Genomic DNA, 15968 nt, shown 5'->3' with positions numbered 1-15968 from the left:
ACCCTGGTTACCGACCAGGGCTAAGGGGTGCCTTGGTTTCCGACCAAGGCAAATTACAGCAGCTCGGTAGTTTATCACAGCGCCCGCTCCCCTGCAGCGGCGCGCACAATACCTTGACATCAACGCAACCGCATCGTCATACGGCCGTAACCGCACTATGGAGGATGGATGCAGCCGCTACAATAGATGTGCTGCATGAACGGTGTCTCCTGACACTGAAGCCGTCACAGGACCTGGGCGGCGGCGCCTAGAGCGCGCAACCGTGCAAGCACGATCCCAACCTGGAGGACCCATGGCAGACACCGCATCCAACCGCATCGTCATCACCGTGCTCGGGAGGAACCGGGCCGGCATCGTGGCCGCCGTCACCAAGATCCTCGGCGAGGCCTCGGTCGACATCCGCGACATCACGCAGAGCATCATCGAGGACATCTTCACGATGACCATGCTGGCCGACATGTCCGGCTCCGACCTCGACTTCGCCGCCCTGCAGGCCCGCCTCGTGGCGGCCGGCGAGGCGGTGGGCGTCACCGTGCAGATGCAGCGCGAGGACGTCTTCAACTTCATGTACCGACTCTAGACGGGCGCGCGGGCGGGCGGATGCGACATCCGGCGCCGGCGGGCCGCCACGGCTTGAGGGAGCGTGACCATGGCATACACCGCACAGAACATCCTGTACCGCTTCGATGACGCGCTGAGCAGGCTCGTCGTCGACTACGAGGCGAGCCGCCAGATCGGGCCGGAGAGCGAGCGCCTCTACCACGGCGCCTGCACCGAGCCGTTCGACGAGCGACTCTTCGCCGAGCACAACGTCAAGCGCGGCCTGCGCAACGAGGACGGGTCCGGCGTCGTCGCCGGCCTCACCCGCATCTCAAACGTCCACGGCTACAACAGGGTGGACGGCCACGTCGTACCGGACGAGGGCAAGCTGACGCTGCGTGGATACGATATCAAGGACTTGATCGTGAACGCCCAGCAGGAGGATCGCTTTGGCTATGAGGAGGTCGCCTACCTGCTCCTCACCGGCGACCTGCCGCGGACGGACGAGCTCGCCGATTTCTGCGACCGCCTGGGCGCGAACCGCCAGATCTCCGAGGGCTATGTTGCCGAGTTCCCCACCTCCACCCTCTCGACGAGCANCCAGGAGGGCCGCCGCGCGGTGGTGCCCACGCCCGACACGAGCCTCTCGACCGCCGAGACGATCCTGCAGACCCTGCGCGAGGACGGTGACTTCACGCACGACGAGGCCATGCTCCTCGACGTCATGCTCATGCTCCATGCCGAGCACGGCGGCGGCAACAACTCAACCTTCGCCTGCCGGGTGCTCTCGAGCTCGGCCACGGACGCCTACTCCGCCTACGCCGCTGCGATCGGCTCCCTCAAGGGGCCGCGCCACGGCGGGGCGAACTCCAAGGTCGTGCGCATGCATGAGGATATCCGCGAGCACGTGAGCCGCTGGGACGACGACGATGAGGTGGCGTCCTACCTCGCCCGCATCCTGCGCGGCGACGCCTTCGACGGGTCCGGTCTCATCTACGGCATGGGCCATGCCGTCTACACACGCTCCGACCCCCGTGCCGAGCTCTGCCGCCGCTACGCGCGCAAGCTCGCCGAGGCGGAGGGGTTTGGGGCCGAGTTCGACCTCATCGAGCGGATCGAGCGCCTGGCGCCTGCGGTCATGCGCGACGTCGCCGGCATCAAGAAGCCGATCTGCGCGAACATCGACCTGTACACGGGCTTCATCTACCAGATGCTGGGGATCCCGGAGACCCTGTTCACGCCGCTCTTCGCGGTGGCGCGGACGGCCGGTTGGGCCGCCCACCGCATGGAGGAGCTCTTCGGCGCACGGCGGATCATCCGGCCGGCGTACAACTCCATGATGGAGGACATGACCTACGTGCCGATAGACGAGCGGTGAGGCTGGACGGGGGTTGCACACCCTCTGCCTGCTGCACCCCTCCCTGCTGCACGCCTCCTGCGTCTTGCGCTGCGCGACGCCGCATCGCATGACGCGGCAACCGTCGAGGTGCCGGGTCGCTTGCCACCAGGCCGCCTCATGACGCTGAACCGTAGGGGAACATTGCGTTGCATGCCGATTTCAGGGAGCCGTCGCGGGGGAACCGGGGTGGGTACGATCGAATGCGGTAGGCTTGAACGCCGAGACGCACACCCCGATACGAGGACACCGCACGATGATCTTCTTCTCCGATATGGACGGCACCTTCCTGACGAGCGCTAAGGAGGTGAGCTCCGCAGGCTGGCGGGCGCTCGACGCGCTGGCGGCCGCGGGGGTGGAGTTCGTCCCCTGCACCGGTCGTGCGGCCAGCGGGCTTCCCAGCGAGCTCCTCGCACACCCGGCCGTCCGGCACATCGTGAGCTCGAATGGGGCCGTCGCCCTTGAGCTCAACCGCGACGACCCCACCGACACGAGCCGCCCGCGCATGCTCGCGAGCTGGCCTCTCCCGCGAGAGAAGGCCCGCGCCATCTGGGAGATCGCCCGCCGCTTCGACGTCACGTTCGACACCTTCGTCGGCGGAGAGGTCTACACGAGGCGCGACCAGGTCGAGCGCTTGGCCGAGTTCGTGGACGATCCGCCTGTCCTGGCGACCATGCGCGCAACGCGGACACCGGTGGATGAGGACCCCTCCGAGACCATCGCGCGGGCTGACATGGTCGAACGCGTCGCGATGTACTGGAAGGATCCCACCGACCGCGACGCGATCCTTACCGCACTGCAAAGTGTCGAGGACATCGAGGTCACCCGGTCGTATCCGACGAATATCGAGGTCATGGAGGCGGGCACCTCCAAGGGCACAGCGATGACGTGGCTCTGCGTGCACCTGGGGACGAGCGCCGCGGCGGCCGTCGCCTTCGGGGACAACCTGAACGATGTGTCGATGCTCGAGGCGGCGGGGCTCGGTGTGGCGGTTGCGAACGCGGAGCCCGAGGTTCGAGCGGCGGCCGATGTGACCTGCCCTTCCAACGACGAGGATGGGGTGGCGCGGACGATCATGGAGCAACTCGAGCGCATCGGGCGCTGAGGCGCAGGCTCGTGGTAGCGTGGGTTCACTGCAGGGCGGCGCGGCAGGTGGAGGAGCTGGCGCAGCGGCGGAAGGCGCCGGTACGCATGCGGAGTGGCGCACTCAAATGGCCTCGAGAACGTCATCTGGAAGCCAGTTTTATGCAAATTACCTCTTGAATACCGTCGAGATGACGTTTTCCAGCGCGTCCGGGACGGTGAAGGCCCTATGCGCTCTCGAGAATCCGCCTGAGCTCGGCCTGAACGGCCTGATCGTGGTTGAAGCCCACCACCCGGTCGGCCACGGCCTTGAGCGCCGGACGGCCGTTCGCCATCGCACAACCCGTCCCCACGAATCGGATGATCTCGTAGTCGTTCATCGAGTCACCGAAGGCCATGACCTCCTCGCGCTCGATCCCATAGTGCTCCATGAGCTGCTGGATACCCGAAGCCTTCGAGATCCCCGGCTGCATGCAGTCGATGTAGTACCCACCAGAGGGCGCGAAGATGAAGAGGTTGCCGAGCTCGCGCTGGAGCACGTAGGCATTGTCCATCACATTGCCGTCGTCGCAGAAGATCGTCGCCTTCAAGATGTTGATCTCCGGGCTCGGAAGCTCGTAGATGCGCTCCGCGTTCGGCAAGTCTTTGTCCACTTCGCGCACGAACTTGTCCTCGTCGTCCATCAGGAAGGAACGGGTGCGGTCGAAGAGGGCGAGGTGCATGTTCGGGAACATCTTGGTGGTGGCAGCGAGACGCTTGATCGCGAGGTGCGAGTAGACCTCGCGGTCGATCTGGCGACCGGAAGCGTAGACCTGGGCCCCGTTTGAGGCGACGAAATCCATCTTGTCGACGATGGGGGCGAAGAACTCGCAGAGACGGTCGAAGCGGCGGCCAGACGAGGCCGCGAAGTGGATTCCCTTCTCCCTGAGGCCGAGGATGAGGTCGTAGGTCTCAGGTGGGACCTCGCTGTCCTCGTTCAGCAGCGTGCCGTCCATATCGGATGCGATCAACTTGATCATGGGACTCCTTTTGGTCGCGGACGTTGCCTTCAGCATACCCCCGCTGCCCCGTGGCCCGGCGGACACTGCGACAAAAGGCCCGTTTTCGCACGGCATTTTGAGGAGTGAGCGTCGGGACGGGGCATGGTGGCTGAGGGATGAGGAAGGCGCGTCTGAGCGGGGCGGTCGAGGGGCGAAGGAGGCGCGGCGGGTATAGGCGATCGTAGGGCCGGGCGACGGCGAGGGACGGTGGGACGCGGCAGATGGAAGGGCGCCTCTTTACACTGGTCATCTTCGCGAGCAAAACATCATCTCGACGCCGTTTTCAGGCAAATCGCCTGTGTAGCGGGCTCCAGATGACGTTTCCCCGCTCACCTCTTCCGCCGACGTGGCATCGTGAGAAAAACGTCATCTCGACAGCGTTCTCAGGCAAATCGCCTCTGAACCAGGCTCCAGATGACGTTTTACTCGCGGAACGGGGACGGGGCAACGCATATCACCCCGTCCCGTCGCAAAACGCTCTACGCGAAGTACGCCACGCCGCTCTCGAACAGCGGCAGACCCGTGTCGCCGGGAACGTTCTTGTACAGATCCGTTCCACGGCGCTCCACGTGGCCCATCTTGCCGAGCACGCGACCGTCGGGACTCGTGATGCCCTCAATCGCAAGCACCGACCCGTTCGGGTTGACATCCAGCCCCATGCCGGGCGCCCCATTCTCGTCAACGTACTGCATCGCGATCTGCCCGCCGGCGATCAGCTGCGAAAGCGCCTCGTCACCCGCCACGAACCGTCCCTCTCCGTGGCTGATCGCCACCGTGTGAACGTCGCCCACCGCACTCTGCGAGAGCCAGGGCGAAAGGTCGCTCGCTACCCGCGTGCGCACCAGACGACTCTGGTGACGACCGATGGTGTTGAAGGTGAGGGTCGGCGCGTCCGCGGTGGCGTCAACGATGTCGCCATATGGAACGAGGCCGAGCTTCACCAGGGCCTGGAAGCCGTTGCAGATGCCGAGCATGAGGCCGTCGCGGACCTGCAGCAGGTCGCGCACGGCCTCGGTCACCTCGGGTGCGCGGAAGAAGGCGGTGATGAACTTGGCGGACCCGTCGGGCTCGTCGCCGCCGGAGAAGCCGCCCGGAATCATGACGATCTGGCTCGTGCGGATGCGGCGGGCGAGCTCGGCGGTGCTCTCGGCCACGGCTGCGGGCGTCAGGTTGTTGATCACGAAGGTGTCGACCTCGGCACCGGCCGCCGTGAAAGCGCGCTCGGAGTCGTACTCGCAGTTGTTGCCCGGGAACACGGGGATGATCACACGCGGGCGGGCGAAGGCGGGCCCACCGTAGACGGCGCGGATACGGCCCTCCTCCACGGACCGGTAGGAGACCGGATCGACCGGAGCGGGCGCGGGAGTCCCCTCCCCCAGCGTGCGGTACGGGAAGACACCTTCGAAGCCGCGCTCCCACACCTCCTGGAGCTCGTCGAGGTCGATAACCTCGCCCCCGACGACGAGCTCATACGCCGTGGTGGTGACACCGATCTCTCGCGCCGAGACACCCGCCGCCACGGGGAGCTCCGCATGATCATCGAGCTCGATGATGAAGCTGCCGTATGCATGCTCGAAGAGCGGTAGGTCATCGGCTGTGATCTGCGCGCCGAGACGGTTACCCAGGCACATCTTGAAGAGGGACTCGGCCACCCCGCCGAAGCCGGGCGTCGCCACCGCGCAGGCAGCCCCCATGCGAACAAGGTCCTCAACCAGATCGAACACCGTCAGCAGGCTCTCCGCCTCCGGTAGGGGCGCATCGGCACGACGCGCGGGCTCGACGAGGATAAGGCGGTGCCCGGCTTCCTTGAGCTCGGGGGAGACGATGTCCCCGGCCCGCCCGGTGGCCACCGCGAACGAGATGAGGGTGGGCGGCACGTCGAGGTCCTCGAAGCTGCCGCTCATGGAATCCTTGCCGCCGATCGCCGCCACACCGAGATCGACCTGGGCCATGAGGGCGCCGAGGACGGCGGCCGCAGGCTTGCCCCAGCGCTCGGGGATGTCGCGCAGGCGCTCGAAGTACTCCTGGAAGGTGAGGTGGGCCGCCTCATGCGCGAAGCCGGTCGCAACGAGGCGTGAGAGGCTCTCGACCACCGAGAGGTACGCGCCGGCAAACTGGTCGGCCTCCATCAGGTACGGGTTGAAGCCCCAGGCCATGCCCGAGACCGTGGAGGTCTTCCCCATGACCGGGAACTTCGCCACCATGGCCTGGGCCGGCGTGAGCTGCCGCACGCCGCCGTGCGGCATGAGCACCGTGGCCGCGCCAATGGTGGAGTCGAAGCGCTCGGAGAGGCCCTTGTTGGACGCCACGTTGAGATCGGAGACAAGGGTGCGGAAGCCCTCGGCGAGTGTGGCTGCCCCGGCGCCGGGCACGGCGGGCAGGCCGTCGGAACCCTGTGCGGCCACGTGCACCCGCTGCTCCTTTTGGGCGCCGTTGCTCGCCAGGAAGGCGCGCGAGAGGTCGACGATGACATCGCCGTCCCAGGCCATGCGCACGCGGGCCTCATGGGTCACCTCGGCGATGACCGCGGCCTCGAGGTTCTCCTCGGCTGCGTAGCCCATGAACTCGTCCACGTCGGCCTCGGCGACCGCCACGGCCATGCGCTCCTGGCTCTCAGAGATCGCGAGCTCGGTACCGTCGAGGCCGTCGTACTTCTTGGTGACCTGGTCGAGGTCGATGTAGAGGCCATCGGCGAGCTCGCCCACGGCGACGCTCACGCCGCCTGCGCCGAAGTCATTGCAGCGCTTGATGAGCTGACAGGCGTCCTTGCGGCGGAAGAGGCGCTGGAGCTTGCGCTCGACCGGCGCGTTGCCCTTCTGCACCTCGGCACCGGACGTCTCGATCGAGGAGACGTTCTGGGTCTTGGAGGATCCGGTGGCACCGCCGATGCCGTCGCGGCCGGTGCGCCCACCGAGCAGGATGATCTTGTCGCCCGGCTGCGGCACCTCGCGGCGCACGTGGCTCGCCGGGGCGGCGCCCACTACGGCGCCGACCTCCATACGCTTGGCCACGTACCCGGGGTGGTAGATCTCGCTCACCTGGCCGGTGGCGAGCCCGATCTGGTTGCCATAGCTCGAGTATCCGGCGGCGGCCGTGGTCACGATCTTGCGCTGCGGGAGCTTGCCGGCGATCGTCTCCGACACGGGGACGGTGGGATCGGCTGCACCGGTGACGCGCATGGCCTGGTAGACGTAGGAGCGGCCGGAGAGCGGGTCGCGGATGGCGCCGCCAATGCAGGTGGCCGCCCCGCCAAAGGGCTCGATCTCCGTAGGGTGGTTGTGGGTCTCGTTCTTGAAGAGGAAGAGCCAATCCTCGTCGACACCGTCCACGTCGACCGTGCAACGGACCGTGCAGGCGTTGATCTCCTCAGACTCATCCAGGTCGGTGAGGATGCCCTGGGCCTTCAGGTACTTCGCGCCGATGGTCCCCATGTCCATGAGGCTGACGGCGCGGTCTTCGCGGCCGAGCTCGCGGCGAATCTCGAGGTAGCGATCGAAGGCCGCGCGCACGATCTCGTCATCGATCTCGATGTCGGTGAGTTCAGTGCAGAAGGTGGTGTGACGGCAGTGATCCGACCAGTAGGTGTCGATGACGCGCAGCTCGGTGATCGTGGGGTCGCGGCCCTCGTCCTCAAAGTAGCGCTGGCAGAAGGCGATGTCGGCCTCGTCCATGGCAAAGCCGCGCTCGACGATCAGGGCGGCGAGGCCCGCCGCGTCAAGCTCGCGGAAGCCGTCGAGGACCTCAACGGGCGCGGGCGTCGGAACCTCCTGGACGAGGGACTCAGGCAGCTCGAGGCTGGCGATGCGGGCCTCGACGGGGTTCACCACGTAGCGCTTGACCGCCTCGATGTCCTCCTCGCTCAGTTCGCCCTCAAGCAGATAGACCTTGGAAGAGCGCACGAGCGGGCGCTCGCCCTGGGAGATGAGCTGGATGCACTCGGCCGCGGAGTCGGCGCGCTGGTCGAACTGACCGGGAAGGAACTCGACGGCGAAGCGGAGTCGGGGGTCTGAAGATGCCGGCAGCTCGAAGGAGACGATGTCGACCTGCGGCTCGGAGAAGACCGTGGGGACGCAGCGGTCGAAGAGCTCCGTATCGATGCCCTCGACGTCGTAGCGGTTGACGATGCGCAGGCCGGTGAGAGCCTGGATGCCGAGGATGTCGGTAAGTTCGGCGGCAAGCTGCACCGCCTCGACATCGAACCCCGGCTTCTTCTCTACGTACACGCAAGAGACCATCTTTCCTGCCCTTCTGCGGCTGCGCGCGGTGCGCGTCGGGTGGTGCATAGCGTCACTATGATACGACAGCGGGCTGGCTCTCGCGTGGGCGGCGGGCGGGTTATGTGCGCCCGCATCGACCTTGGGACAGCGTATGGGCGACGGGCGCGATGCGGGTGCACACTCGTCTTCGAAGACGTCATCTCAAGCCCGTTCTCTGGCAGATTCGCAGTAACGCACTATCGAGATGACGTTTTAGAGTGCATTCGAGACGTCGCGAGCGCCAGGCAGCGCGGAACTCGCCGCCTGGGACGGCACACGGGCGGCGGCGGTGCGGCGGCGCCTTCGGCTCCGAAAACGTCATCTGGAGGCCGGTCTCATGCAGATCGCCCTCGAGATGCCCTCGGGATGACGTTTTCGAGCGCATACAGGGCGATGCGGGGGCGACGGGCGCGGTGGCGGCCACGCGCACGACCCTCAGGAGACGAACACGAGGTTCACGAGAATCAGGTACACGGCCGTGCTGCCGAAAATCGCGATCAGCATGTCGCGACGCCAGAGAAACAGCGCGGTCGCCGTGGCAAGGCCCGCCACCTGAGGGATGACCTCGGAGGGAGCAAGGATGTTGACCTCCCGCAGGCAGTACACGACAAGCAGGGCGAAGATCGCACCGGGTAAGGCACGGCCGAGATAGCGGATAAGACCCGGCACGGGCCGTGAGGCGGGGAACACCAGGAACGGCAGGGCACGGGTAAGGATGGTGGCCGCCCCCGCTGCAAGGACGGTGACGATTTGCTGATCGAGTGTCATCGTTCCTCCTCATACGCGGGATCGGAGGCCGCCCGGGCGAACTCCTCGCTGCGCCCCTTCGCCCCCGTAGAGGATCCGGTGCCGGAAGGCTCATCGCGCGCTTCCACCTGATCCTGGACATCGTGGGACCGGACACAAGGCGAGCAGGTTCCGTCACCTGCCCCTGCGCCCCCGTTGGATATGGCCTCCGCGCCGTCGAGATCGGTCGCGGCGCAGGCGGGCTCCACCCAGCGGCGCATAGCCACCGCCACCACGAGGATCAACACGAGGGCGGGAACGATGAAGGTGTCGGCTCCGAATACCGCAAGCGCCGCAACCGAAGCCGCGAAACCCGCGAGCGCAACTGCGTGGCTCGCTTCGCGCGTCCATTGATCGAGGAAGATCACCATGAACAGCGCGGTCATGGCGAAGGAGATCCCCTCAATCTGCACAGGCAGGACAGCGCCGAACAGGGCCCCGAGCGTGCACCCGAGCACCCAGTAGAACTGGTTCAGCAGGCTGATCCAGAACATGAACCAACCGTCATCCACGCCCTGCGGAGGCCGTGAGGCATACTCGATGGAGAACGTCTCATCGCACAAGGCGTAGATCACGTAGAAGCGCTTGGCGCCGATGCGACGGAACCGCTCGAGCAGCGACAGACCGTAGAAGAGATGGCGCGCGTTGACGATGAGGATGGTGACGAACGCCGAGACGGGGTCGTAAGCGCCCACCAGCATGGAAGCCACCAGGAACTCGGCCGAGCCCGCGAAGATCGCCACCGCCATGAACGACGGCACCCACCAGGGTAGGCCAAGCAGCACCGCGAAGACGCCGCAGGTCATGCCCGTGAGCACGAAGCCCGCGAGGATGGGGATGGTCAGGGGGAACGCCGCGACGAGGGCGGGCAGCACGACGGTTTTGATCCGGTCCATAATCCCCTCCCCTCTGCACCTCGGTAATTGCGAGACGCCAGTCTAACAAAAACGAATCGGGTGCGAATACCGTTACCAAGCGGTTACCTTGGGACCTGCGCGCCAATGCCGTGTGCCATCGATGCCGCGCCCTATTTTGGATGAAGGGGCACAACGAGATGGCGCGTGTGGGATGGCGCACTGGAACCCCAACCCTACACGGGGCCTCTAACCTGAGGATTGGCAGCGAAAACGTCATCTGGAAGCCGGTCTTATGCAGATCACCTTGGGGATGCCTTCGGGATGACGTTTTCGAACGCATCCAGGACGGCTCGGGCGACGGGAAGCACGGAACTCGCCACCTGGGACGGAACACGGGCAGCGGGAGGTGCGGGTGCGCATTCGGGTTCGAAAATGTCATCTGGAAGCTGGGTTCATGCAGATCGCCCTCGGGACGCCGTCGAGATGACGTTTTCCGAGCCACCTCCGTAGGCGATGCAACAACACACCCCAGGGCCATACCCCGCCGCGCCCAAGCCGCCGCATCCACCGCTGCCGCCCCTCCACTGCCCCCCCCCTGCACAAACCCCACCCAACTGACGTGCTACCATCGTGCCGCATCGGAAGGCGGCAGGCGGGGACGCACATGATCGGACTTGGCACCCTCATCAACGTGGGACTCATCATCGCGGGCGGGATCGTCGGCCTCGCCAGCGGCTCGCTCATCACCGAGCGGATCCGCGAGGGCGTCCTGAAGGCGACGGCCGTCTGCATCCTCTTCCTCGGCCTCGGCGGCGCCTTGGAGCAGATGCTCCGTGTAGAGGGGGCCGGCATCGCGAGCGGCGGCACGATGCGGATCTTCATCTCACTTGCCGCGGGGGCGCTCATCGGCGAGGTCGTCGGCATCGAGACTGGTATCGAGCGGTTGGGCGCCTGGCTCCGCCGCGTCTCGGGCAGCTCCGGCGACAACGCCTTCGTCGAGGCCTTCGTCTCCACCTCGCTCTCGGTCTGCATCGGCGCGATGGCCGTGGTGGGATCGGTGCAGGACGGCGTTTTCGGAAACTGGGGCACCCTCGCCCTGAAGGGCTCCCTCGACGCGATCGTCGTCTGCATCATGGCCGCCTCGCTAGGCCGCGGCGCGATCTTCTCCGCCGTGCCCGTGGCCCTCTTTCAGGGGAGCATCACGCTCGCGGCACGAGCGCTCCAGCCCCTGCTCACCGAAGGTGCTGTGGACGCGATCTCGATGGTCGGCTCGATCATGATCTTCTGCGTGGGTGTGAACCTCATCTGGCCCAAGACCTTCCGTGTGGCGAACATGCTGCCCGCCCTCGTGATCGCGGCCGCGCTCTCCTACTTCTAGAGTCATCACTACAGATTGATTCCCTTGTCCGTGGGACTCCCGCGGTAGCCACTTTGACGCAGTCGCGGTGCATATGAAGCCCGGAGGGGCGTCCATAGGCGCACATATAAGAGACATTCGTATCTTTTATCTGTCGGCACGAGGGGTGCATTTGCGTTCAACCCTGCGCGTGATCGGGCGTGTGGCCAAAAAAGACGTTGAGGCTGTATTTCAAAATAGCCTCCTGGTCGCCACGAAGAAAGTAATCGTACAGCTTGCTTGAGTATGATCTCTATTCGAGGTGTAGGATGGGCCTCTTCAAGAAGAAGGCCCCCTGTGTATGCACATCCGCTGCTCTTGATCACCGCCTCAACGCTGTTTTTGGCCAGATGCCCAGAGCTCAGCATGCAGCTTACCTGTCAGGCCATCAAAAGGCAGCGATCAGCGGGGCGTGATCACGCTCCTGGCGAGAATCACGCCGGATCTACGCCGCCCACGTGCCGGCGGCAGCCTTGCGCCATTGGCCGCCGCGACAACTCCCGCAGACAACGATCCCCTACTCCACGCCCACGAACAGGCAGCCCGCTGTGGCCCCAGCCAGGCGCTTCGCCGGTGCACGACCGGCTCGGACAGCAGCCACGGCACGCGTCACCTGGGCGAGGGCGCGGGCGAGTTCGTCATTGTCCATGAGCGTGCCATCAACCAGGTAGCGGTTGACACCGGCGGCCGCGAGCGAGCCCATCTGCGGCGTGAGGTCGATGAGGCCGTCCTCGTACAGACGCGATCGACCATGGACATCGGTGCGGACGGGCAGGATCTTCCCGTCGATGTTCTTCAAGGACAGCTTACGGCGGCGAAGGGCGCACCGAGGGCAGTCATGGATGCACGCACCCGCGACCATGAGGATGCAGTGCTCGCTCGTCATGACCCGCGGTCGGCCGATAGCGACGGCACCCACCGGCACCTCGATGTGCGGGGCCACGCGCTCGATCTCCGCGAGCGTCAACTCGGGCGTGAGCCAGACACCGGCCGCGCCGGCGCGGGTGAGCGCCGCGGCCGCGGCCACGTTGTGCACGGGAACACAGGGGCGCAGCTCAGCTGCAGCGCCACGCTCCGCGGCAAGGGCCAGCTCAGAGATGTTGCCCACGGCGACCGGACGACCCGGAGCAATCCAGCGATCCAAGCGCGCGTGGTCAGCCTCGCGGCAGACCTCGTCGAGGATGGGGATGAGCCCCCGCTCCGCCGCATCCTCCGGTGAGAGGCCGGCCTCGTCGAGGGCGTCCGTGGAGATGTAGACGCGCTCGGTCCCGGCTGCGCGGGCGGCCGCAGCCGCCTCAGCGCTCGCCACGATGGCACAGACCTCGGGTGAGCGTGCGGCGCCGTCTGCGGTTGAGCCAACGAGCGCCGAGCCTCCCACAGCCACGGCAGCAGGTGAACTAGCTGCGGGGACCACGGGCGAGACCGGAGCTGCATCCGTAGGTGTGACGACGGCATCAGACGTCGTGCCGACCGCTGTCGAGAACGTAGCTGGCAGGTCTGACGAGCCCGCCGGCGAGATTCCGACCGCAGGTGCCTCCCGTCCGGAGCGAGCTCCAGCGCTCGCGCGCTCCGCTGTGAGCGCCCGACCTGCGAACGGCGCCCATGCAGCCGCGGCGTCCGACCGCGCCGCCGTTGGCGCGAGGATGACCTCCTCCAAGAGCGCGCAGGCCCGGGCACGCACCTGATGCACGGCCGAGAACCCCATGCCGCAGCCATCGTCAAGCTCGACCGTGAAACCCACGGCCTCGAAGGGCGAGGTGCCCATGCGGCCCACGTGCTCGATGAGATCCTCGGCCGAGACCGACCGCGTTCGCGCCGGCTCCACGGTGAAGCCTGTGGCGGTGGCCGTGAGGGCGGGATCGTCCGCGCAGGTGAGCGTCACGGTGAAAGGCTCGCCCATCCGCGCCCGCACCGTGACGTCAACCGGACGACGCCGCGCCTGCGGCTGCTTCAGAACTGCCGCTGCGGTCTCGATCGCCCGCTGGCTCCGGATCACACGGACCTTCGCACCCGCGGGCACGGCCCGGGGGATGCCCACCTCGATCTCGGTGCCGGCCGCCGCATCCTCCGTGGCGGTAAAGGTCAGGTACCGGTCGAATTCCTCGTCGTGCCGAAGCTCGATGAGGTCACCAGCCCCGACGGGCTCTGTGAGCCGCAAGCGGGCCCGGGCGAGCCGGTTCCGCCGATCCTCGGGATGCAGGCGGCGCTTGAGCCCCGAGCCCACCGTGCGGCTCTCGACGACCTCGCCCACCACCTGGCCACGGTTGTTCGATCGTTCGTAGCTCATCATCTCATCGCCCGAGCGCCCATGCTGGTAGGCCGTTGTGAAATCGCGGTTGAACGCGCGCTTGAGCTGGCGGGCGCGCTCATGGCGCTCCACATCGCCCACGGCATGATCGGCGAGCACGTCATCGAGCTCGCGCCGGTAGGCGTCGACCACCGCGTACACGTAGTCGGGTGCCTTCATGCGGCCCTCGATCTTGAGCGCGCCGGCACCCGCGGCCACGAGTTCGTCGAGCATCTCGGAGGTATTGGTGTCCCGCGGGCAAAGCGCGCGCTCCCGCCCCGGCGCGGAGATGTTCCTCCCCTGCTCATCGAGGAGCTCATAGGGCAGGCGGCAGGGTTGGGCGCACATGCCCCGGTTCGCCGACCGGCCGGCGCAGGCGAAGCTCGACAGCAGGCAGACCCCGGAATAGCTGAAGCAGATGGACCCGTGCGCGAAGACCTCGAGCTCGACACCGACCGTGGCGATCTGCGCGATCTCGTCCACGGAAAGCTCGCGGGAGAGGGTCACGCGGTTGGCACCGGCGGCGGCGCACCACGCGGCGCCGCGTGCGTCATGGATGTTGGCCTGGGTCGAGATATGGGTCTCCACCTCGGGCATCAGGCGCCTGACCTCGAAGAAGAACCCCCAGTCCTGAATGATGAAGGCGTCGGCGCCGAGCACGGTGCAGCGGCGCACGAGCTCGAGCGCGTCGACCAGCTCCTCATCTTTGATGACGATGTNGCCCTGTGCCGGCGGCGCGCTGCTCCGGCGGCGTAGCGTCGTTCGCGACGCCGTCCCGGAGCTGCCAGCGGGGTCGCTCTCACCAACCTGGCGCCCCGCTGCCGTGGGTGTGAGACCCGCTAGAACACGTGCTTGGCGAGGCGGTCGAGAGCCTCGTCGAGGCGCGTCCGGGGCAGGGCCAGGTTCATCCGGATATGGCTCTCACCGTGGAACGGGCGCCCATCCTGCCAGCCCACGCCCACGCGCCAACCGGCCCGCAACAGCTCGCCCACATCACAACCTTGCTCGCGGCACCAGCCGGCCGCATCGAGCCAGAGCATGTACGTGCCCTCCGGGACCCGGGTGCTAACACCAGGCGCTCGCTCAGCGAAGAACGCCACGGCGCGCTCCGTGTTGCCCGCTATGACCTCGTTCAACTCATTGACCCAGGTCTCCCCCTCATCTGAATACGCACCGATCAGCACATGCATGGAGAGGACGTTCATGGCGTTGTAATGCGATTTCGAGGCCTGGGCGCGCACGCGGTCGCGCAGGTAGTCGTCGTAGATCACATGGTAGCTCCCCACGAGCCCGGCGAGGTTGAAGGTCTTGCTCAGCGCATAGAGCGCCACCGTGCGACGGCGCGCGTCCTCGCTGACAGACTGCACCGGAACGTGAACCGCATCGGGCCGCACGATGTCGGACCAGATCTCATCCGATACGACTACGCACTCATGCGCCGCATAGACCTCGAGGGCCCGCTCGATCTCCCAACGCTCCCATACCCGGCCCGTGGGATTGTGCGGCGAGCAGAACACGGCGACATGGGCGCGACTCGCGGAGAGCCGCCGGTCCATGTCCTCGTAATCCATGCGGTAGACGCCCTTCTCATCGAGGATGAGTGGCGAAAGCTCAATGCGGAACCCGGCGTTCTCGAGGCTCTTGGTGAACCCTATGTAGGTGGGACTGTGAACGAGCACGGCGTCCCCCGGGGCGGCGAAGGCGGTGACGGTCGAGATGAGGCCGCCGAGCACGCCGTTCTCATAGCCGATGCAGCGGAACTTGAGGTCATCGATCCCATGGCGGTGGCGATGCCAGTCAACGATGGCGTTGAAGTACTCCGGCCGCGGGCTGAAGTACCCGAACGCGGGGTGCTCCAGCCGCTCGCTGATAGCACGGGTGATGCAGGGCGCCACCGGGAAGCACATGTCCGCAACCCACATCGGGATGGGGTCGAACCCCGCATCGGGTGCCATCGGGGCGCCGGATGCCGCACCGATGCCGTCAAAGGCGATCGCATCGTGACCCCGACGGTCGAGCACGCTGGTGAAGTCAAAGGACATGAGAGCTCCTCTCGGGATGGCTGCCGATCTTGGCCCGATTGTATCTGAGCGCTCAGGCGCAGGAAAAGGGGCCAGGTTCGGGCAGGGCAGCTTCGAGCGATCTCGGACTGCGCACCGCATGCCGGCACCAAGTCACAGCACGCACAGCCTCATTTATCAGGCGCTCCATTTCAGTTACCTCCCTGCGCAGTGTGGCATGGCGTTTAAGTTGGCGATTTTAGGCACCCCCTCCCTCAGGGATTCCAATACAGGAAGAACCGTGAGGACCAAGCGGGCGTCACGCAT

At 66.4% G+C, this 15968-nt stretch carries 10 protein-coding genes; 4 read left to right on the top strand and 6 right to left on the bottom strand.

What is annotated here, in order from left to right; all coding sequences use genetic code 11:
• The first annotated feature begins 292 nt into the window (after positions 1–292).
• The 3 genes from CAP13_RS02465 to CAP13_RS02455 all read left to right on the top strand — a co-directional run bounded on the left by CAP13_RS02465 (position 293) and on the right by CAP13_RS02455 (position 3041).
• The gene (locus tag CAP13_RS02465; protein ID WP_085830075.1) at positions 293–580 is read left to right on the top strand and encodes an ACT domain-containing protein; all 288 of its coding nucleotides are present in this window, start codon (positions 293–295) and stop codon (positions 578–580) included.
• Between the two features lie 69 nt (positions 581–649).
• Entirely contained in the window at positions 650–1918 is a 1269-nt protein-coding gene (locus CAP13_RS02460; RefSeq protein ID WP_085830074.1) for a citrate/2-methylcitrate synthase, read from the top strand.
• 274 nt (positions 1919–2192) lie between these two features.
• Positions 2193–3041 carry a Cof-type HAD-IIB family hydrolase gene (locus CAP13_RS02455; RefSeq protein ID WP_085830073.1) on the top strand — a complete coding sequence of 283 codons (849 nt, stop codon included), beginning with the start codon at positions 2193–2195 and terminating at the stop codon, positions 3039–3041.
• Between the two features lie 205 nt (positions 3042–3246).
• Here the strand turns inward: CAP13_RS02455 and CAP13_RS02450 are convergent, their stop codons facing one another.
• The 4 genes from CAP13_RS02450 to CAP13_RS02435 all read right to left on the bottom strand — a co-directional run bounded on the left by CAP13_RS02450 (position 3247) and on the right by CAP13_RS02435 (position 9997).
• Positions 3247–4038, bottom strand: coding sequence for an HAD family hydrolase (locus tag CAP13_RS02450; RefSeq protein ID WP_085830072.1), 792 nt, complete (start codon positions 4036–4038; stop codon positions 3247–3249).
• Between the two features lie 500 nt (positions 4039–4538).
• A complete protein-coding gene (locus CAP13_RS02445; RefSeq protein ID WP_085830071.1) occupies positions 4539–8294 on the bottom strand; it encodes a phosphoribosylformylglycinamidine synthase in 3756 nt (1251 codons plus the stop codon).
• A gap of 456 nt (positions 8295–8750) precedes the next feature.
• Positions 8751–9083 carry a branched-chain amino acid transporter permease gene (locus tag CAP13_RS02440; RefSeq protein ID WP_085830070.1) on the bottom strand — a complete coding sequence of 111 codons (333 nt, stop codon included), beginning with the start codon at positions 9081–9083 and terminating at the stop codon, positions 8751–8753.
• Entirely contained in the window at positions 9080–9997 is a 918-nt protein-coding gene (locus tag CAP13_RS02435) for an AzlC family ABC transporter permease (protein WP_085830069.1), read from the bottom strand. The genes CAP13_RS02440 and CAP13_RS02435 overlap by 4 nt, the downstream gene beginning before the upstream one ends.
• A 625-nt stretch (positions 9998–10622) precedes the next feature.
• On the opposite strand from CAP13_RS02435, the gene CAP13_RS02430 reads away from it, so the two are divergent.
• A complete protein-coding gene (locus CAP13_RS02430) occupies positions 10623–11336 on the top strand; it encodes a DUF554 domain-containing protein (protein WP_085830068.1) in 714 nt (237 codons plus the stop codon).
• A gap of 535 nt (positions 11337–11871) precedes the next feature.
• On the opposite strand, the gene CAP13_RS10190 is transcribed toward CAP13_RS02430, so the two are convergent.
• Together CAP13_RS10190 and CAP13_RS02420 are read right to left on the bottom strand one after the other, a co-directional pair.
• A complete protein-coding gene (locus CAP13_RS10190) occupies positions 11872–14316 on the bottom strand; it encodes a peptidase U32 family protein (RefSeq protein ID WP_245798866.1) in 2445 nt (814 codons plus the stop codon).
• A 164-nt stretch (positions 14317–14480) separates the two neighbouring features.
• Positions 14481–15683 carry a MalY/PatB family protein gene (locus tag CAP13_RS02420; RefSeq protein ID WP_085830067.1) on the bottom strand — a complete coding sequence of 401 codons (1203 nt, stop codon included), beginning with the start codon at positions 15681–15683 and terminating at the stop codon, positions 14481–14483.
• Positions 15684–15968 lie beyond the last annotated feature (285 nt).

The sequence above is a fragment of the Collinsella vaginalis genome (assembly GCF_900176655.1).
Taxonomy (GTDB): Bacteria; Actinomycetota; Coriobacteriia; order Coriobacteriales; family Coriobacteriaceae; genus Collinsella; species Collinsella vaginalis.
The sequence above is the reverse complement of the archived record's forward strand: the minus strand, read 5'-3'. Positions and strand labels throughout refer to the sequence as shown.

Excerpts from the sequence above, each read along its gene's own strand:
- CAP13_RS02465 (WP_085830075.1), top strand. The coding sequence starts at position 293 with ATGGCAGACACCGCATCCAACCGCATCGTCATCACCGTGCTCGGGAGG.
- CAP13_RS02455 (WP_085830073.1), top strand. The coding sequence starts at position 2,193 with ATGATCTTCTTCTCCGATATGGACGGCACCTTCCTGACGAGCGCTAAG.
- CAP13_RS02450 (WP_085830072.1), bottom strand. The coding sequence starts at position 4,038 with ATGATCAAGTTGATCGCATCCGATATGGACGGCACGCTGCTGAACGAG.
- CAP13_RS02445 (WP_085830071.1), bottom strand. The coding sequence starts at position 8,294 with ATGGTCTCTTGCGTGTACGTAGAGAAGAAGCCGGGGTTCGATGTCGAG.
- CAP13_RS02420 (WP_085830067.1), bottom strand. The coding sequence starts at position 15,683 with ATGTCCTTTGACTTCACCAGCGTGCTCGACCGTCGGGGTCACGATGCG.
- CAP13_RS02430 (WP_085830068.1), top strand. The coding sequence starts at position 10,623 with ATGATCGGACTTGGCACCCTCATCAACGTGGGACTCATCATCGCGGGC.
- CAP13_RS02435 (WP_085830069.1), bottom strand. The coding sequence starts at position 9,997 with ATGGACCGGATCAAAACCGTCGTGCTGCCCGCCCTCGTCGCGGCGTTC.
- CAP13_RS02440 (WP_085830070.1), bottom strand. The coding sequence starts at position 9,083 with ATGACACTCGATCAGCAAATCGTCACCGTCCTTGCAGCGGGGGCGGCC.